The organism is Bradyrhizobium sp. SEMIA (assembly GCF_014844175.1).
Lineage (GTDB): Bacteria > Pseudomonadota > Alphaproteobacteria > Rhizobiales > Xanthobacteraceae > Bradyrhizobium > Bradyrhizobium arachidis.
Map to the genome: position 1 here is coordinate 3,833,552 of NZ_CP046601.1, position 18,070 is coordinate 3,851,621.

18 protein-coding genes and 1 pseudogene are annotated in these 18,070 nt (G+C 65.3%); 5 read left to right on the forward strand and 14 right to left on the reverse strand.

The window, feature by feature from the left end; genetic code table 11:
• Positions 1–16 precede the first annotated feature (16 nt).
• The 5 genes from FOM02_RS18830 to FOM02_RS18850 all read right to left on the reverse strand — a co-directional run bounded on the left by FOM02_RS18830 (position 17) and on the right by FOM02_RS18850 (position 4,916).
• Positions 17–1,618, reverse strand: coding sequence for a TRAP transporter large permease (locus FOM02_RS18830; protein WP_027557217.1), 1,602 nt, complete (start codon positions 1,616–1,618; stop codon positions 17–19).
• A complete protein-coding gene (locus FOM02_RS18835) occupies positions 1,615–2,154 on the reverse strand; it encodes a TRAP transporter small permease subunit (RefSeq protein ID WP_027557218.1) in 540 nt (179 codons plus the stop codon). Before FOM02_RS18835 ends, FOM02_RS18830 begins: the two co-directional genes overlap by 4 nt.
• Positions 2,155–2,445: 291 nt before the next feature.
• Entirely contained in the window at positions 2,446–3,480 is a 1,035-nt protein-coding gene (gene moaA / locus FOM02_RS18840; protein ID WP_027557219.1) for a GTP 3',8-cyclase MoaA, read from the reverse strand.
• 132 nt (positions 3,481–3,612) lie between these two features.
• Complete coding sequence (locus tag FOM02_RS18845) at positions 3,613–4,086, reverse strand: hypothetical protein (protein ID WP_265441956.1); 474 nt, start codon at positions 4,084–4,086, stop codon at positions 3,613–3,615.
• A gap of 155 nt (positions 4,087–4,241) precedes the next feature.
• Positions 4,242–4,916 carry an HAD-IA family hydrolase gene (locus FOM02_RS18850; protein WP_035729892.1) on the reverse strand — a complete coding sequence of 225 codons (675 nt, stop codon included), beginning with the start codon at positions 4,914–4,916 and terminating at the stop codon, positions 4,242–4,244.
• A 147-nt stretch (positions 4,917–5,063) separates the two neighbouring features.
• Between FOM02_RS18850 and rpiA the strand changes: the two genes are divergently transcribed.
• From rpiA to gor, 3 genes are read left to right on the forward strand one after another with little or no spacing between them, the layout of a single operon-like run.
• Positions 5,064–5,777 (forward strand): ribose-5-phosphate isomerase RpiA, encoded by a 714-nt coding sequence (rpiA, locus tag FOM02_RS18855; protein ID WP_027557222.1) that lies wholly within the window; start codon positions 5,064–5,066, stop codon positions 5,775–5,777.
• A gap of 2 nt (positions 5,778–5,779) precedes the next feature.
• The gene (locus FOM02_RS18860) at positions 5,780–6,298 is read left to right on the forward strand and encodes a DUF2059 domain-containing protein (protein WP_027557223.1); all 519 of its coding nucleotides are present in this window, start codon (positions 5,780–5,782) and stop codon (positions 6,296–6,298) included.
• A gap of 55 nt (positions 6,299–6,353) precedes the next feature.
• Positions 6,354–7,742 (forward strand): glutathione-disulfide reductase, encoded by a 1,389-nt coding sequence (gene gor / locus FOM02_RS18865; RefSeq protein WP_027557224.1) that lies wholly within the window; start codon positions 6,354–6,356, stop codon positions 7,740–7,742.
• A gap of 47 nt (positions 7,743–7,789) precedes the next feature.
• Here gor and FOM02_RS18870 read toward each other — a convergent pair whose 3' ends face one another.
• The 9 genes and pseudogenes from FOM02_RS18870 to FOM02_RS18910 all read right to left on the reverse strand — a co-directional run bounded on the left by FOM02_RS18870 (position 7,790) and on the right by FOM02_RS18910 (position 16,671).
• Positions 7,790–8,929, reverse strand: coding sequence for a hypothetical protein (locus FOM02_RS18870; RefSeq protein WP_027557225.1), 1,140 nt, complete (start codon positions 8,927–8,929; stop codon positions 7,790–7,792).
• Positions 8,930–9,279: 350 nt separating this feature from the next.
• Positions 9,280–9,465 carry a hypothetical protein gene (locus FOM02_RS18875; protein WP_027557226.1) on the reverse strand — a complete coding sequence of 62 codons (186 nt, stop codon included), beginning with the start codon at positions 9,463–9,465 and terminating at the stop codon, positions 9,280–9,282.
• A gap of 62 nt (positions 9,466–9,527) precedes the next feature.
• Positions 9,528–10,754 carry a carboxylate-amine ligase gene (locus FOM02_RS18880; RefSeq protein WP_027557227.1) on the reverse strand — a complete coding sequence of 409 codons (1,227 nt, stop codon included), beginning with the start codon at positions 10,752–10,754 and terminating at the stop codon, positions 9,528–9,530.
• 19 nt (positions 10,755–10,773) lie between these two features.
• The gene (locus tag FOM02_RS18885) at positions 10,774–11,598 is read right to left on the reverse strand and encodes a class II glutamine amidotransferase (protein WP_027557228.1); all 825 of its coding nucleotides are present in this window, start codon (positions 11,596–11,598) and stop codon (positions 10,774–10,776) included.
• Positions 11,599–11,662: 64 nt separating this feature from the next.
• Positions 11,663–12,109: a DMT family transporter gene (locus tag FOM02_RS18890; protein WP_027557229.1), complete on the reverse strand. Its 447-nt coding sequence runs from the start codon at positions 12,107–12,109 to the stop codon at positions 11,663–11,665.
• A gap of 37 nt (positions 12,110–12,146) precedes the next feature.
• Positions 12,147–12,776, reverse strand: a complete 630-nt coding sequence (locus tag FOM02_RS18895) for an FMN-binding negative transcriptional regulator (protein ID WP_027557230.1) — start codon at positions 12,774–12,776, stop codon at positions 12,147–12,149.
• 74 nt (positions 12,777–12,850) lie between these two features.
• Positions 12,851–14,260 (reverse strand): PLP-dependent aminotransferase family protein, encoded by a 1,410-nt coding sequence (locus tag FOM02_RS18900; RefSeq protein ID WP_265441957.1) that lies wholly within the window; start codon positions 14,258–14,260, stop codon positions 12,851–12,853.
• A gap of 39 nt (positions 14,261–14,299) precedes the next feature.
• Positions 14,300–14,896: a redoxin domain-containing protein gene (locus FOM02_RS18905; protein ID WP_027557232.1), complete on the reverse strand. Its 597-nt coding sequence runs from the start codon at positions 14,894–14,896 to the stop codon at positions 14,300–14,302.
• A gap of 15 nt (positions 14,897–14,911) precedes the next feature.
• A pseudogene (locus FOM02_RS18910) lies at positions 14,912–16,671 on the reverse strand (MOSC domain-containing protein).
• A gap of 172 nt (positions 16,672–16,843) precedes the next feature.
• Here FOM02_RS18910 and FOM02_RS18915 point away from each other — a divergent pair.
• Together FOM02_RS18915 and FOM02_RS18920 are read left to right on the forward strand one after the other, a co-directional pair.
• Positions 16,844–17,224 carry a nuclear transport factor 2 family protein gene (locus FOM02_RS18915; protein ID WP_027557234.1) on the forward strand — a complete coding sequence of 127 codons (381 nt, stop codon included), beginning with the start codon at positions 16,844–16,846 and terminating at the stop codon, positions 17,222–17,224.
• A 392-nt stretch (positions 17,225–17,616) separates the two neighbouring features.
• On the forward strand, positions 17,617–18,069 hold the full coding sequence (locus FOM02_RS18920; protein ID WP_027557235.1) for a TerB family tellurite resistance protein: 453 nt from the start codon (positions 17,617–17,619) through the stop codon (positions 18,067–18,069).
• The last annotated feature ends 1 nt before the right edge of the window (position 18,070 follow it).

The window sequence follows — 18,070 nt, forward strand, 5'->3', positions numbered from 1 at the left end:
ACGAGGAGCGCGACCGCTACTTCTGCGGCGGGCCGAGATCCAACGGAGGCAGGTCGATCTGCGGAACCTCGATCTTGACCTTGTCGAGATCGACGTTGAGCGGCTTGTCGAGGAGGCCCGTCACCACGACCGGGAAGGCGATCACGATCAGCACCATGATCATCTGCAGGCCGATCCAGGGCATCGCGCCCCAATAGATGTCGGAGCTCTTCACTTCCTTCGGCGCGACGCCGCGCAGGTAGAACAGGGCAAAGCCGAACGGCGGATGCAGGAACGAGGTCTGCATGTTCACGCACAGCATGACGCCGAACCAGATCAGCGCCGGCCCGTCGCCGACGACGGGGCCGAGGATCTTCTGCGCGATCGGCGCGATCATCGGCAGGATGATGAAGGCGATCTCGAAGAAGTCGAGGAAGAACGCCAGGAAGAAGATGAAGAGGTTGATGAAGATCAAAAAGCCCCAGACGCCGCCGGGCAGCGAGGTCAGCAGATGCTCGAGCCAGACGCCGCCGGAGACGCCGAGGAACACCACAGAGAAGCAGGTCGAGCCGATCAGGATGAAGGTGACCATGCAGGTGAGGCGCATGGTGGATTCGTAGCCCTGCTTGATGAGGTCGCGCAGGTCCGGGATGCGTGCGGCCGAGAAGCAGATCCAGGCCACCGCGAGATAAGTCACGGCAAAGGCGAGCTTGAAGATCAAATTCTCGGTGAACAGCATCGCGACGATGGTGCCGATGCCGGCGGCGATGATGCCGACGACGAGGATCTTGCGATCGGTCGAGGAAAAGTCCTTGTGGTGGATCGCGGCGAGCACGATGGCGCCGACCGCGCCCATGGCGCCGGCTTCCGTCGGGGTCGCAAGGCCCATCATCATGGTGCCGAGCACGACGAAGATCAGCACGGCCGAGGGGATGATGCCCATCAGGCACTTCTTCCACAGCGCCCAGCCGGTCAGCGTGCGCGCTTCCAGCGGCACCGGCGGCACGTGGCTCGGCTTGATCAGGCCGAGGACGAAGGTGTAGCCGGCGAACAGCATGATCTGGAACACCGAGGGGCCCCAGGCGCCGAGATACATGTCGCCGACCGACTTGCCGAGCTGGTCGGCGAGCACGATCAGAACCAGCGAGGGCGGCACCAGCTGCGTGATGGTGCCGGAGGCCGCCAGCACGCCGGTGATGTAGCGCATGTTGTAGCCGTAGCGGATCATCACCGGCATCGAGATCAGCGCCATGGCGATGACCTGCGCCGCCACCGTGCCGGTGATGGCGCCGAGGATGAAGCCGACGATGATGACGGAATAGCCGAGGCCGCCGCGGACCGGGCCGAACAGCTGGCCCATCGAATCCAGCATGTCCTCGGCGAGGCCACATCTTTCCAATATGGCGCCCATGAAGGTGAAGAACGGGATCGCGAGAAGCAGCTCGTTGGAGAGCACGCTGCCGAACACGCGGCCCGGAATCGCCTGGAGGAAGTTGAGGTCGAAGAACCCGAGATGGATGGCGAGGAAGCCGAAGGAGAGACCGACCGCGGCAAGCGTGAACGCCACGGGGAAGCCGATCAGCATCGCCAGAACCAGGCCACCGAACATCAACGGCGGCATCATCTCCAGCGTAATCATTGGGTCGGCCTCTCGTACTTGGCGTCGATCGTCACATAGCCCTGGAGAGCCGCGATACGCTTGATGACTTCGGAAACACCCTGCAGCGCCAGCATCACGAAGCCGGCGGGAATCACGAACTTGATCGGCCAGCGGATCAGGCCGCCGGCATTGCCCGACATCTCGCCGACGTCATAGGCCTGCATGAAGAAAGGCCAGGACAGATAGGCGAGCAGGAGGCAGGAGGGGATCAGGAAGAACAGCGTGCCGACCATGTCGAGCCAGAGCTGGCCGCGCTCGGAGAGGGTCAGATAGAAAATCTCGACACGCACATGCTCGTTGCGCTTGAAGGTGTAGGACGAGCCGAACATCACCAGAATGGCAAACATATACCATTGCAGCTCCAGCCAGCCGTTCGACGAGTAGCTGAACGCGTAGCGGATCATGGCGTTGGCCGCGCTCACCAGACAGGCCAGGAGCACGAGCAGGTTACAGACGTACCCAATCTTTTCATTGAGGGCGTCGATGGCGTTGCTCACCGCCAGCAATGGACGCATCTTACTTTTTCTCCGTCGCGGCCTAACACTTCACGGGAGGCTTCAGCACGCATCGCTGGGCCTGCGTGCAAAAAGCACGCGGCCGCACGGATGATTTTCCGAAAGCGATTGCGGCGTCAGTCCTCCCCTCGTGCCTTGCCGTCTTGACCGCGACCGCCAACGGGCGGGCCGGCTTATTGTTGCCGGGCAAGCAAAGGCGGTCGCACCAAACCAGCGGCTTCAGGCGCCGTCAATCGGAAAATGGACAAATTGACGCGCGCTCAAAAGCTTAACGGGACGGGGCTTTGAGTCCTAGCCGCCGGTGACGCTCATGTGCCGGGAGACGCTGGGGCGGTCGTGGCGGCGGTCGATGATGAAATCGTGGCCCTTGGGCTTCAGCCCGATGGCGCGGTCGATCGCATCCGCAAGCAGCATGTCGTCGTCCGATGCACGCAGAGGTTTGCGCAGGTCGGAGGCGTCCTCGTGGCCGAGGCAGGTGTGCAGCGTGCCGGTGCAGGTGATGCGGACCCGGTTGCAGGATTCGCAGAAGTTATGCGTCATCGGCGTGATGAAGCCGAGCTTGCCGCCGGTCTCGGCGACGCTGACATAGCGCGCCGGGCCGCCGGTGCTTTCGGCGAGGTCGGTCAGCGTGAATTGCTGGGCGAGGCGGGCGCGCACCAGCGACAGCGGCAGATACTGGTCGATGCGGCCCGAGCCGATCTCGCCCATCGGCATGACCTCGATCAGCGTCAGGCCCATGCCCTTGCCGTGGGCCCAGCGCATCAGCTCGGGCAGCTCGTCCTCGTTGAGGTTCTTCAGCGCCACCGCGTTGATCTTCACGGCGAGGCCCGCGGCGCGCGCGGCCTCGATGCCCTCCATCACCTTGTCGATCTCGCCCCAGCGGGTGATCTCGCGGAATTTCTTGGGATCGAGCGTGTCGAGCGAGACGTTGATGCGACGGACGCCGCAATCGGCCAGCTCCTGCGCATGTTTCGCAAGCTGGGTGCCGTTGGTGGTCAGCGTCAGCTCGTTCAGGGCGCCGGTCTTAAGGTGCCGCGACAGCGAGCGGACCAGCGTCATCACGTTGCGGCGGACAAGCGGCTCGCCGCCGGTGAGCCGCAGCTTCCTCACGCCCTTGGCGATAAAGGCCGAGCACAGCCGGTCGAGCTCCTCGAGCGTCAGCAAATCGGCCTTGGGCAGGAACGTCATGTCTTCCGACATGCAGTAGAAGCAGCGCAGGTCGCAGCGGTCGGTGACGGATACGCGCAGATAAGAGATGGTCCGCCCGAACGGATCGGTCATTGCGCTCGACAGCGCAGCGCGGGGGCTAGCGGAAGGTCCGTTCATACCAATGCCTTGTCACTTACGGCGACGGGCGGCACCTTTGCTTCAGCGGTGCCTTGGAAGCAATCTAAGCATCGGACGCGGCTAGGACAATCGGGTGGTATACGTAGATCACCGTCTGGATCACGGCCCGGATCAGCGCTTGCCCGCGCCCGGATCGGGGAACGGCGAGGCCGCGACCGGCGTGGCCTCGGCCGGTGGCTGCGCGGCGGCTGCGGCCGGCTTGGCCCTCGGCCGGTGCGGCTTCTTCTTCACCGGCTTGGTCGGCACCGCGGGCTGAAGCTCCGCGAACACCGGATTCGGATCCGTCGTGACCGAAGCGGGCGTAGTGAAATCGCCGGGATTCTTGATCACGTTCACCGGTACGCTGGCCGGCTGGTATTTCGGCAGCGCGAAGGCGACCGTGAACGGCGCGTCGGGCGCGGGAACCGAGACGGAGCAGGGGGTCTTGCAGCCCGGGCCGAGCGAGGTGCTCGCGTCGGCGCCCGGCGGATTGGACTCAAGCCGGACCTGGACGGTCGGCGGGGCCGATTTGAACATGTCCCAAGACATCGAGGAGCAGCCGCCAAGGCTCGCTCCCGCTAACGCAATCGCGATGACACGACGCATGACCATCCACTTCTAGTGCGACGAACCGCCACATACCCCGGCCGGACCTTAGGTGCGTCGCTTTGGGCAAGCAACCGGCGGGCCGCGCATAGTTAATAGATGGTTAATGCAGGGTTCCGTGGAATAGCCGAACGATATCAGTTGATTGCGGGTTGCTAGGCCGTCATCAGGCTGTGCGCGGCGGCCGGCAGGTCGCGCATGTGATGGATCAGGCGGTCAGGCTTCAGGTCGGCGATCGGCACGTCCGTATAGCCGAAGCTGACCCCGATCACGGGCACCCCGGCCCGCCGCGCGACGCCGACATCTGTTCCGGCGTCGCCGACCATGATGCTGGACTTCACCGCTCCGCCGGCGCGGGCCACGGTCTCGCGGAAAATGGTCGGATCCGGCTTCTGGACGCCAAAGGTGTCGGCGCCGCAGATCGCCGCAAAGCGGCGGGTCAGGTCGAGCTGGTCCAGCAGCCGCTTGGACAGCCATTCCAGCTTGTTGGTGCAGACCGCGAGGCGGTGGCCCTGGGCGGCAAACTGGTCGAGCGCAGCCTCGAGCCCCTCGAAGGGCCGGGATTCGACCGCGATGTGGTCGGCGTAGTAGTCGATGAAATCCGCGGTCATGCGGTCCATATCCGCGGGCGTGACGCTGCGGCCCTCGGCCTCCAGCCCCCGTTCGATCAGCTTGCGCGCCCCGGCACCGATCATGTTGCGGGCCGAGGCCATCGGCACGGGCGGCAGCCCTTCGCGGTCGAGCACGTAATTCAGCGCGGTGATCAGGTCGGGCGCCGTATCCACAAGCGTGCCGTCGAGATCGAAGACGAGGGTGTAGGGGGAGCTCATGGTCCAAGCGCTATCGGGCCGGCCGGATCGGCGCAAGGGCCGACGCCATAAGTTCACCTTATAAGATCGGCCCAGAGGCCTGTTCCGGCGGGAAAAACGAGGCTACATAGGCCGCCGCAAACACCCTTATCGAGAGGCGGGCGCATTTTGGACATGGACCAGTTGAAGCGGCAGGCTGCGGCGCGCGCGCTCGAGGAGGTGCGTGAGGGCATGCAGCTCGGGCTCGGCACCGGCTCGACCGCGAAGCATTTCGTCGAGCTGCTCGGCGAGCGCGTCGCCGCCGGGCTCAAGGTGATCGGCGTGCCGACCTCCGAGGCGACCCGCCTCGATGCGATCCGCTGCGGCGTGAAGCTGACCACGCTCGATGAGATCGACCATCTCGACATGACCGTCGACGGCGCCGACGAGATCGACCCCGACTTCAATCTGATCAAGGGCGGCGGCGGCGCGCTGCTGCGCGAGAAGATCGTGGCGGCCGCCTCGGATCGCATGATCGTGATTGCCGACGACAGCAAATGGGTGCCGACGCTCGGCAAGTTTCCGCTGCCGATCGAGGTCATCCCGTTCGGCCTTGGCGCGACGCGCCGGGCGATCGAGAAGGCATTTGCGGCGTGTGGCGTTTCCGGGCAAATGGCGGTCCGCAAGGCCAAAGATGGCCACGTTTTCGTCACCGATGGCGGCCACTGGATCGTCGATGCCCAGCTCGGACGTATTGTGGATCCGCCCAGCCTCGCCAAGGCGTTGAGCGCGATCCCCGGCGTGGTCGAGCACGGGTTGTTCATCGGCTTGGCCAGCTCGGCCGTTTTGGCGGGTGGCGAGGGAATTCGCGTGATTGAACGGCGAAAGCCGAAAGGAGACTAGGAATGAAGAGTGTTTTGAAGTTCTTGCCGGCCGCGACCCTCGCTATGGGATTGGCGCTTTCGGCCGCCCCGGCTCTCGCGCAGCAGAGCCCGCCGCCGAAGGCCTCGCCGGCGGCGATCGCTGCGGCCAAGGAGATCTTGCAGATCAAGAACGCCACGGCGATGTATCAGGGTGCCGTGCCCGGCCTCGTCGAGAAGACCAAGATCGCGCTGACCCAGCAGAACCTCAACTACCAGAAGGACCTCAACGAGGTCGCCCCGATCGTGGCCCAGCAGCTCCAGGGCCGCCAGAACGAGATCGGTGAGGGCATGGCCCAGATCTACGCCAGCGAGTTCACCGAGCAGGAGCTGAAGGACCTCGTCACCTTCTACAAGTCGCCGCTGGGCAAGAAGCTGATCGAGGCCGAACCGCGCGCCATCGGTCTCAGCATGGCCTTCATGAACTCCTGGGCCCAGAACTTCTCGGAGACCGTGATGGGTGCCTTCCGCGCCGAGATGCGCAAGCGTGGCAAGGAAATCTGATCGATACTATCTGATCAGAATCCGCATCATGCTTTGAAAGAGGTCGGAGTGGACAATGGCTGAATTCGACGTCGACCTCTTCGTCATCGGTGGCGGCTCGGGCGGCGTGCGTGCCGCCCGCATCGCGGCCGGCTTTGGTGCCCGCGTGATGATCGCGGAAGAGTACCGCATGGGCGGCACCTGCGTGATCCGCGGCTGCGTGCCGAAGAAGCTGTTCGTGATCGGCTCGCATTTCCGTCATGAACTCGAGGACGCCGCTGGCTTCGGCTGGACCGTTCCGCCCGCGACCTTCGACTGGCCGACGCTGATCGCCAACAAGGACAAGGAGATCGCGCGGCTGGAAGCGGCCTACACGACCAATGTCGAGAAGTCGGGCGCGCAGGTCGTCAAGAGCCGTGCGGTGATCGAGGACAAGCACACCGTCCGTCTGCTCACCGACGACAAGAAGATCACCGCAAAGTACATCCTGATCGCCACCGGCGGCGCGCCGAACCATGGTGCGGCGATCCCCGGCATCGAGCACGTGATCTCCTCCAACGAGGCGTTTCATCTGAAGAAGCTGCCGCGGCGGATCGTGATCCAGGGCGGCGGCTATATCGCGCTGGAGTTCGCCGGCATCTTCGCCGGATACGGCTCCGACGTCACCGTGATCTATCGCGGCGACAACATTTTGCGCGGCTTCGACGAGGATGTTCGCACCCACGTCCGCAGCGAGATGGAGAAGCAGGGCATCACCATCCTCACCGGCTGCACGGTGAACAAGGTCGATCGCCACGGCGAGGAGTTCACCACCCATCTGTCGAACGGGTCGAGCCTTGCCTCCGACCAGGTGATGTTCGCGATCGGCCGCCACCCCAACGTCGCCAATCTCGGCCTCGAGAACGCCGGCGTCGCCATCAATCCTGGGAATGGCGGCATCGCGGTGGACCATTTCTCCAAGAGCTCGGTCGACAGCATCTATGCGATCGGAGACGTCACCCATCGCTTCAACCTGACGCCGGTCGCGATCCGCGAGGGCCATGCCTTCGCCGACACAGTGTTCGGCAAGCGCGAGGTGCAGGTCGACCACGCCAATATCCCGACGGCGGTATTCTCGCAGCCGGAGGTCGGCACGGTTGGTCTGACCGAAACCGAGGCGCGGGCGCAGTTCAGCCATGTCGACATCTACAAGACGACGTTCCGCCCGATCAAGGCGACGATGTCGGGCCGCGACACGCGTGTGCTGATGAAGCTGGTCGTCGATGGTTCGACCGACCGCGTGCTCGGCTGCCACATCGTCGGCGATTGCGCCGCCGAGGTGACCCAGGTGGTCGCGATCGCGGTGAAGATGAAGGCGACGAAAGCCGATTTCGATGCGACCATCGCGCTGCATCCGACCGCGGCCGAAGAGCTGGTCACGATGCGCACGCCGACCGCGCGTCATGTGCGGCAGGCGGCGGAGTAGGGTCTGCCGCCTGATAGCCGGAGCCTGCTAGCCCTGGCGGAGTAGGCTCAACCGTACAAGTACCCGACCGGCCTGCCTTCGGTGCGCAGGGGACGCACGTCCTTCTGCGTGATGATCTGACCGGCGAGGCCGTCGATTTCGTCGCGCTGCGTCGGCGTCCAGCTGCGCAACTCGTTCATGCCCTTGAGCAGGCCGAGGCGGAGGACCTGGGTGTTTTCACTGAGGCCGGTGAGGCTGATGGACTCCTTGCCCGCCGTGACCACGTCACCGGCGGAGAGCTCGAAGCTCTCGCCGGACTTCTTCCTGAACTCCGCTGTGCCGCGAATGACGCGATAGATCGCGACCTCGCCCTTGGCGAAACATGTCGGGTCCGCGGGCGTCGACGTGCTCTTCGGCAGCAGCGATTGGCCGCTCGGGTCGGTGGCGATGATGTGGCCGGTGACGAGATGGCCGCTGGGAATCTCGATACCGATATCGCGCACGTAAACCGGCATCGGCGATTTGACGGAGCCGTCGGTGAGCGGCCTGAACAGCGCATCCAGCGCGAGGGGATCCTGCAGCCAGAAGCCCGCATCGGCCGGACGGTTGTGCAGCGGATGGCTCCAGGCCACGCGCGGCGTCTCGGCTTCGTTGATCTGATCGGGACCGACGATGGTCGGGTTCGGGAAGGTTGTCGGGTCGGTCACGAAGGCTTCGAGGAATTTGCCGGAATAGCCCATCGAGATCGGATCGGGCACCACCGTCTGCGGCGTCTTCAGGTTTTCTTCGGTCGACAGGCCCGACCAGGTGTAGAACAGCTGGCGATGCACGATCGCGCTTTGCAGCATCACCGCGCCCGGACCGACATTGTAGAAGCGGCCGTCATAGTCGAAGGTGAACGCGCCCGAGGTGACCAGCACCAGCTGGAAGCCGCCCGGCGGCAGATGCAGATGGAAATCGGTCGGGCCGGTGTCGGGGCGATAGATCGGCAGATTCGTCGCGACCTCGTGCAGCAGGAAGGTCTCGTTGTTGGCGTGAAATCCCTCGTTGGCGCGGTTGTAGAGTGCCTGCGGCCGGTAGGTCGCCTCGAATTTCGCATTCCTGTCGCGGTCGATCGCGACGAAATCCTGATCGTTCAAGCGAAGGGGTGAGCCATCCGGGCGGGTGAGGCCGGTGAATTTGAGATCGCCCGCGGCATGCACGTTCATGGCATTCTCCGATTCTGGGCCATCGATCCCGGAGCTGGCGCGCGCATCTTGCTGCTCCACGTGGTGAGAGGAGCAGGGACTGAGGCCTGATGCCGTCTTGCGAATTCTGGGCCAGTCGGCGCGCGTCACCCGCGCATGGGCGCTCCGACCCGCGCGGCGGCAAGAAAAGCCGAGGTTGCACCTGAGGTTAGATCAGCCGTTTCACCGGCTTGCCTCGCTCTGTTCACGAGACGCGCAAGCCCGGAGAAGAGACGCGCCTTGTCTAATTTGTCGGCATGCCCTGCAAAGGGCATGCAGCCGCCAAAGCCGCTGGGATCATCGAACGCCGGCGGCCCGGCGGCGGAAACGGCTCATTCGAACGAGGTACGGGCGGACCGCTCGGGCTTGCCGGAGGGGCTGTCCGCCCACTTCGCCATCTCCAGCGCACGCGCGTCGATGCCTTCGCACCAGAGACAGCTCAGCTCCGCGCGGCCCTTGGCCGTCAGCATCGGGACAAGGGCATGGCCGCAGCCGGCGCACGATGTGATGCGGTTCATGTTTTTCTCCACGATCGTCGAATTCGAGGGCGGCACCTTGGCTGCCGAAGCTTGCGCGGGCGCTATGACGGCGCGGGGCTGCGATCCATCGGCGCACTCGTGCCGGAGATCGTAGATGTAGCGATCCAACGTGACACGGCTGCGATGTCGTCGGCGTTGTCGCGGTAGACGCGAAGCTGGAACTCCGCCGAGCTGCCGCGCTCCACGATGGTTCGGCAGTGCTCGACCTCGGCGACGCAATTCAGCGCGGCGGCGTCCTCGGCCGTGTCGTCGATCACGCGCGAGAGCAGCTCCGAGATCGTGACCGGCCCGTCCCTGGAGGCGAAGATGCAGTCGGTGCCGTAGCGCTGGGCGCGCCATTTGTTCTCGACGGCAATGGCGCGTTCGACCACGGTGACCTGCTTCGACAGATGGGGCCGCAGATAGAGGTGGCGCGTCAGGCAGCGGTAGAGCGAAGCGATGGCAACGGCGTCATCGATGAAGGTGCAGGTATCAGGCGCGCGAAGCTCGAGGGTCGGATGCTTCATCGACGGGCGCATCGCCCACCAGATGTGGCTCTCGTCGGGGATCACGCCGGAGCGCCGCAGGGCGCCGACATATTCGTCGTAGTCCTGCCGGCTCTCGAACAATTCGGGCAGGCCGGTGCGCGGCAGCTCGGAATAGGCGGCGAGCCGGTAGCCCTTCAGGCCCGTCTTGTGGGAATTCCAGAACGGAGAGGAGGCGGAGAGCGCGATGAACAACGGCAGATGCGGCAGCATGGCCCGCATCACCGCCATGCGCTTCTCCGGATCGGGCAGCTGCACATGCACATGCATGCCGCACATCATGTTGCGGTGGCCGATGCTGCGCAGATCCTCGATCATCTCCTCGTAGCGAGGCTTGGGGGTCGGCTGCGACATCCGCCAGATTGCGGTCGGATGCGTGCCGCAGGCCATGATCACGAAGCCATACTGCGCGGCGACGGTCGCGACCTCGCGGCGCAGGAACCTCAGCTCTTCTCGCGCGTCGTTGACGTCGACGTGAACGTTGGTGGCGACCTCGAGCTGGGACTGCAGCATCTCCCGCATCGCCTGGCCGCCGGTCGACCAGTTCGCGGATTCGAACAGCTCGTTGGGAGTCTGGATTGCGACCTCCAGGGTGCGGCGGTCGGCGAGGAAATATTCCTCCTCGATGCCGAACGAATAGTCCGCCGCCTTGCCGCGCGCACCGGCCGAGCGAATGACGAGGTGCTGCCCGCCGTCGGAGGGATCCAGCCGCAGCAGTTTCAAGACGTCCGAAGCAATTGTCATATCCCGCCCGGCAGAAGTCCTATCTGCGGGCTATAATCCGCCTGACCGGAGCCGGTTCCGCGGACCCATTGGAAATTGCAAGGTCGAACGGAACAATTTTCGCACTTTCGGATGCGCGCGCAATCAGGGCGTGGTTGGGCGGCACCTCCGTCCAGTCCGTCTCCTTGTCGAACGGCTCGGACACGACGATGACCTGGCCGCCATCCTCGCGGAAGTAGAGCGTGTTGGCGGCGTCATTGACCGCGATCCGGAAGGCGTAGAGATCCCGGCCGTTGGCGATGGCGCTGGTGAAGCGCAGCCGTTCGCGCAGCGTGCCTTCATTGACGAGGTCGACGAGCGCTTGCAGCACGGCCCGCGTCGCTCGAAGCGGATCGTTCTCGAGACCTGCGCCCATCATGGCAAGGAACACGGCTTCCGAATCGGTCGTGCCGAGGCGCGACGGATAATAGGCGTCGGGAATCAGCGCCTCGACCTTGCGCCGCAGCCTGTTCCAGCTGCCGACGAAGCCGTTATGCATGAACATCCAGTGGCCGCAGGCGAAGGGATGGCAATTCTGCCGCGTCACCGCCGTGCCGGTGGCGGCGCGCACATGGGCGAAGAACAGATGCGAGCGGAGGTGGCGGCAGAGATAGCGCAAATTCTCGTCCGACCAGGCCGGCCGCGTCTCCCGATAAAGCCCGGGCTCCGGATGCTCGCCATACCAGCCGAGGCCAAAGCCGTCGCCGTTCGATCCTGCCGTCGACTGGAGCGAGCGGATGCTCTGCGCCACCAGCGAGTGCTCGGGCTCGGTGACATAAGGCTCGAACGAGGTGGTCTCGCCCCGGTATGCGATCCAGCGGCACATGGGTGTTCCTGTCGCGGACGTGTCCTGAGGTCCACCAACAGGCCTGATGGCACGATGGTTCCACCTACATGCGGATCAGGACCACGCCGGCGACCAGCAGCGCGGCGCCGGCGATGCGGACGGCGCTCACGGGATGCACGGGTACGCCGAGCACGCCGAAATGGTCGAACGCGATCGATCCCAGCATCTGGCCGGCGATCAGCAGCGCAAAGAACGTCGCGGCGCCGAGCCGCGGCACGAGGAAGATTGCAAGGCCGATGAAGATGGCGCCGAACAGGCCGCCGCTCCATGCGAACCAGGGTATGCGGGCCGCGGTCGCCACTGAGGGGACGGGATCGCGCATCAGCATCGCCAGCGCCGCCATGCAGAGCACGCCGAGGAAGTAGCTCATGAAGCCCGACCACGCCGCCGAATTGAGCGCGGTGCGCAGGTTCGCATTGAGCGCCTGTTGCACGACGAGGCTGATCCCCGCCGCCACGGCGAGCACAATCGGAAGCGCCAGTTTCAGCATGGCCGGTTGGTCTCCTTGTTCAGCCCGCCGTTGCGCCTCACGCCGGAATCGGGATCAGCGGCGCGACCTCGCGGTCGTGCGGGTTGTCGCTCGCCGAAAGCCCCTGGGCAACGCCGACGCGGTCGGCTTCGGGGCGGTTCTGGCTCATCTTGCGCTTGCCTTCGAACCGCACCACGGGGATGCGCACGCCGACGATCCCGCGCAATTGCGCGGCGATGAAATCGGCGGGGGCATCGCTGACCGCCCACGGCTTGGCGCGCGCGCCTTCATGCCGGTTGGTCAGCCGCGTCACCGCGTCGAGCAGGCGCTCGGGCTCCTGGAAGAATTCGACCGGGCCATAGGCGTGCACGGCGACGTAATTCCAGGTCGGCACGACCTTTCCGGTCTCCTGCTTGGTCGCATACCAGGACGGCGTCACATAGGCTTCGGGCCCACCAAAGATCGCCAGCGCGTGGCCGATCGGGGCGAGCTGCCAGTGCGGATTGGCCTTCGCCACATGCCCGTACAGCACGCCGTGCTCGCCCTCGCTCTCGTCGAGGAACAGCGGCAGCGGCGTTGCGACCGGCCCCTCGCTCGTGGCCGTCACGAGGCTGGCGAGGCGGGCACTGCGAATGGTCGCCCGGATGCTCTCGATGTCGTCGTCGCGAAAGGCGGGGGGAATGTACATGGCGTGTCTCCGTTCTGGTGACGGAGATAGCGGCCATCTGGCCTGTGAGAAACTGCCAGTTTCCAATGATTTCGTCAGTCCAGTTCGGCGACGGCCTGCGCCAGCAGCTTGCAGCCGCGTTCGATCTGCGCGATCTCCAGCGCCGAATAGCCCATGACGAGGCCGACCGTCTTCGACCGGCGCGGGCCGACGCGCAGCGCGGAGACGGGATAGATCCCGACGCCCCTGGCGCGGGCGGCCTGGATCAACGCATCCTCGCGCTTCTGCTGCAGGTCATCGAACCAGGCCACCACGTGCAGGCCGGCAGCCGTGCCGTCGATGCGGACGCGATCGCCGAACCGGCGGCGCAGCGCGCCGAGCAGCGCCTGCTGGCGCTCGGCATTACGCCGGCGCACGCGCCTGACATGGCTGTCGTAGGCGCCGCTCTCCAGCATCGCGGCAAGCGCCTCCTGCTCGATCAGCGGCGTGTGCCGGTCCATGACCTGCTTGGCGGCGGCGAACAGCGATCGTAGCCCCGAGGGCACCACGAGATAGCCGATCCGTAAAGTGGGGGAGAGCGTCTTGGAGACGGTGCCGAGATAGATCACGCTGCCGCTGCCTTCCAGCGCATGCAACGGCGGGATCGGCTTGGTGTCGTAGCGATATTCGCTGTCGTAATCGTCCTCGATCACATAGGCGTCGTTCTTCCGCGCCCAGGCGAGCAGTTGATGCCGGCGCCCGATCGGCATGACGCCGCCGAGCGGATATTGATGCGACGGCGTCACATAGGCGAGGCGGGCTTCGACGCCGTCGAGCCGCCCGGTCTCGAGCCCATCCGCGTCGACCGGGATCGGCACCGTCTCGGCGCCCGTCGCCGCAAAGGTGTGGCGCGCCATCTGGTAGCCGGGATCCTCCATCACGAAACGGTCGCCGGCATCGAGCAGCAGGCGGGCGCAGATGTCGAGACCCTGCTGCGAACCGTTGACGACGACGATCTGCTCGACCTCGCAGCGGACGCTGCGCGATCGCCACAGATAACCCTGCAGCGCGGTGCGCAGCCGCAGCGATCCGCAGGGGTCGTCATAGGCGAGCCGCTCGGGCCGGCGCGCCATCGCCGCGGTCACGGCCTTCTTCCAGGCCAGCACCGGGAAGTCCGATGGCGAGAGCTCGCCGTAGCGGAAGTTGGCAACGAGGCCGCGCGGCGGCTCGATCCATCGCGGCGGGTCCTGCCGCAGCCGCTCGCCGAAGCGCGCGACGACGGCGCGAGCGACGCGGGGCCGGGCGCCATGGCGCGTCTCGATGAAGCCTTCGGCCGCAAGCTGCTCGTAGGCGACGGTGACGGTCGAGCGCGCCACGCCCATCTCGCCGGCCAGCGCGCGCGAGGACGGCAACTGGCCGTCGGTGCCATACACCCGTGCCATGATCTGATCGCGCAGCGCCTCGTAGATCTGGCGCGCGCCGATGTGGCCGGCACGCGCGCCGGGATTGGTTTGCATCCGGGTCATTCACATTCCAGGCCGAATGGACAAGGTCGGAATGTGTTTCTAACCCTGGTCGCCGAGAGTTGCGACGAAAGGCTTGCCGTAGGGGTAAAAATGTTCCTTGCGGCCCTGGTCCCAGAGGGCCCTGAACCCGGGCACGGTGATGTCCCAATCCGGGCGGCACGTCATGGTGACAGCGCGCAGGTCCTGGCGAAGCTCTTCGACCGTCGGACGTCCGAAGAACCAGTAGCCGTTGTAGATCTTGTGAATGCGCAAGCGGGGCTCCAGCACGATGACATGCGGAATCATCGGGTTGTGGACGGGATCGGTGTATTCGGCGATGTCGAGGTCCTTCTGAACGATCCGCCTGGGATCGGACAGAAAAGGCCAGTGCGCACCCGCGCCGCTTCGGTATTCGTTGGTCTCGGTGATGTTGTCGGTGGTGATCGTGACCAGCCGGCAATAGCCGACCTCCATTTCGCGATGAAGCTGCAACAGGCCTTCGGTCTGGCGGCGATCCTTCGGACAGAAGCCGCCGCGGCCGAGAACGACGATCATGGGATCGCCGCCCTGCAGCTCGGAGAGCTTGCGGTGCTTGCCGCTGTGGTCGCTGAGCTCGTAATCCGGGAAGGTCGCTCCCGGCACCATGTCAGTCCGCATCAAACTCTCCCATCTCTACAGATCGATCACGATGTCGCCTTGCGGCCGCGCGCAGCAGATCAGGACATTGCCTTCGGCCGGCGGGTCGAGCGGATCGGGCGCATAGCTCACTGTCCCGGCCACGAGCCCGCTCTCGCAATTGTGGCATACGCCGGTCCGGCACGACCAGCGCACGGGGACGTCGCAGGCTTCGGCGAACTCGAGCAGGCTGGCGTAGGATGGACCCCAGCAGACATTGAGGCCGCTTCGCGCGAACGACACCATCGGCCCCGGGCCTGGTACCCCGGCCGGGGCATGCGCGGGTCTCTTCGGCGCAGCCGCGATGCCTGGTGTCAGCGACGGTTTGGAGCCGAACAATTCGGTGTGGATGTGATCGGGTGCGATGCCCAATGCGGCGAGGCCAGCGGTCAGATCGCTCATGAAGGCGGCCGGGCCGCACAGATAGAAGTCGCCGTCGCGCGGCACGTCGAGCCGCTCGAGCAGAGGCGCATCCAGACGTCCGGCCGTGTCGTAATCCACCTCGGCGCGATCGTCAGGATCAGGCGCGCTGTAGCAGACATGGCTGTGATGATGCGGCAGTCCGGCCAGCAGTCTGCGCACCTCGGCGGCGAACGCATGCTCGCGGCCGTTGCGGGTGCCGTGCAGCCACCAGACCTCTCGCGTCTTCCTTCCGCGGCAAGTGCGTGAAGCATTGCGAGCACGGGCGTCACGCCGATGCCGGCACTCAGCAAGACAATGGGCCGCGCATCCTGCCGCAGCGTGAAGCTGCCGCGCGGCGCGCCGAGCTGCACGAGGTCGCCGATCTGGAGCTCATCGGCGATATATTTGCTGGCCGCTCCGTGCGCCTCCCGCTTGATGCTGATGCGATAGGACGCGGCATCGGCGCGGCTCGACAGCGAATAGCTGCGCGTCATCGCGGCCGTGGCGGAAGGCCCGAGCCGCACGATCACGAATTGGCCGGGCAGGGCGGCCGCCACGGCATGCCCGTCCTGGGGATCGAGGACCAGCGACGTCACGTTGCCGCTCTCGGCGATCTTGCGCGAGACGCGAAACGGCCGGAAGCCGCGCCAGGCCGGAGGCGGGCTTGCGGCCGGGCCAAGTCCGGCGTTCCCCGCTGCCGCATGCTCGGTGCGCTGCTGGTCGAGCAGCGCCTCGAACGAATGACGCCAGCCGCGGCTCAGCGCCGGAATTTTCAGCGCGCGTTCGAGACGTTCGCGCGGGTGCGGGGGCAGGTAAAGCAGCGCATTGGTCTCGAACACGCTCATGCGCTCGGGGCCATCAATGACCTGCGTGATCTCGTCACCGGCCTCGACATCGCCTTCCTCGATTACACGGAAATAGAAACCGGGGCGGCCGTGCTTGACGAGCAGCGCGGCCATGTCCGGCTCCTCCATGCGAATGCCGAGCCGGTAGCAGGTGACGCGCGGCTGCGTCACCTCGAACAGGGCAGAGCCGATCTTGTAACGGTCTCCGATGCAGACCTCCGTGTCGGCGAGGCCCTCGACGGTAAAATTCTCGCCGAATTGACCGTGGACGAGGTTCGATCGGCCCAGATGTTTCTGCCAATAGCGATAGGAATCGTCCTGGTAGACGAACACGGCACGCTGTTCGCCGCCGTGACCGGCCGTATCGCCCTGGCCGTCACCGTCGATGTTGAGCCGCCGCACCCTGCGCGGGCCGCTGACGGGCGCTTTCCAGATGCCGGTATGAACGGTCCTGCCTTGCCAAGCGATGTCGCGCGGCAGGCCGACATTGACGGAGAGCAAACGTGCCATGGGCATTTCCCGGCGTGACGCGACCCGGCGAGTTCCAGATCGCGGCAATGTCAATCTGCATCCAAGTCGGATTTTTGGCGCGTTAGTCGTTGTTAGACGTTGCGAGGGAGCCTTGTTGCCGCCCGACTGTGCGCCAATCTGAGGCTGGAAACCGCAAGGATGGGAGGTCGCGATGGACGATCAGGCGAAGCTGGCGGCGCTGCAGCGTCATTGGGCTGCGTCCGACGCGAACGATTTCGAGGCCGAGCACGACATCTATCGCGAGGACGCCGTGCTCGACTATCCGCAGTCCGGCGAGCGCATCCATGGTCGCAGGAAGATTCAGGAAAGCCGGTTCGTGCAGCCGAACAAGAAGCGCTTCACGGTCCGGCGGATCATCGGCGGTGGCGATCTCTGGGTGAGCGAGTTCGTCCTGAGCTATGACGGCGTGCCGTCCTACGTCGTCAGCATCATGGAATTCCGCGAGGGATTGGTGGCGCACGAGACGCAGTATTTCGGCGACCGGTTCGATCCGTCGCCATCGCGCGCGCATCTGGTTGAGATTGTGGCGTAGGCTGCGAGCTCGACGCTCCGCTGTCATTCCCCGCGAAGGCGGGGAATCCAGTACGCCGCAGGTTCTCGACGAACCACTGACGTCTCGGAGTACTGGATCGCCCGCCTTCGCGGGCGATGACAGCGGGGACGTAAACACGGAACCCGATGCGGCGGCTGGTCGCAGCGTTGGCGGCTTGATTCCGGCCCTCCCATCTTTATGTCTGAACCGAACAAGAATCCGGGCCCCTCTGGCGAGGACGCCGACGAATGTCGGTAAACCTCGCGATGTCGGATGACCTGTCCCGCGCGAATGCGATGGATCGGCCGATCGTCGGGCCTTCTCGAGTTCCTTCCGACTCATCGTCCCCATCGCAGCTCCGTGCGGCCATTTCGCAAGATTGAGGAGCAACGATGTCTGACGCCACTTCAAATCCCATCGAAATCGAGATCACCGAGCCGTCCAGCCTGAACGAGCAGGCCGCGGTGGCGCTGGTCATTGCGGGCGCGCTGGTCGCCGTGGCTGACCGGCGGGTCTCGCCGGTCGAGCGCGACGAGGTGATCCGCTTCATCCGGGACCGCGGCTTGGCGCCGCATATCGATGACGAGCGGCTGTTTTCGATGTTCGACGAGCTGGCGGAACGATTGGAGGAGCCGGACTTTGCCAATGTGGTGATCGACACGTTGCGGCCGGTTTCGAACATGCCGCTGTCGTCCCATCTGATGGAGCTGTCGGAGCGCGTTGCGGCCGCCGACGAGGACGTGCATCCGCACGAGGTGCAGGCGATCAAGCTATTGCGCCTGCTGACCCTGGTGCTGCCGCGCGCAAAACCGGTCGGCGCGGGGAGCGCCGCCAAACAGGAGTGAG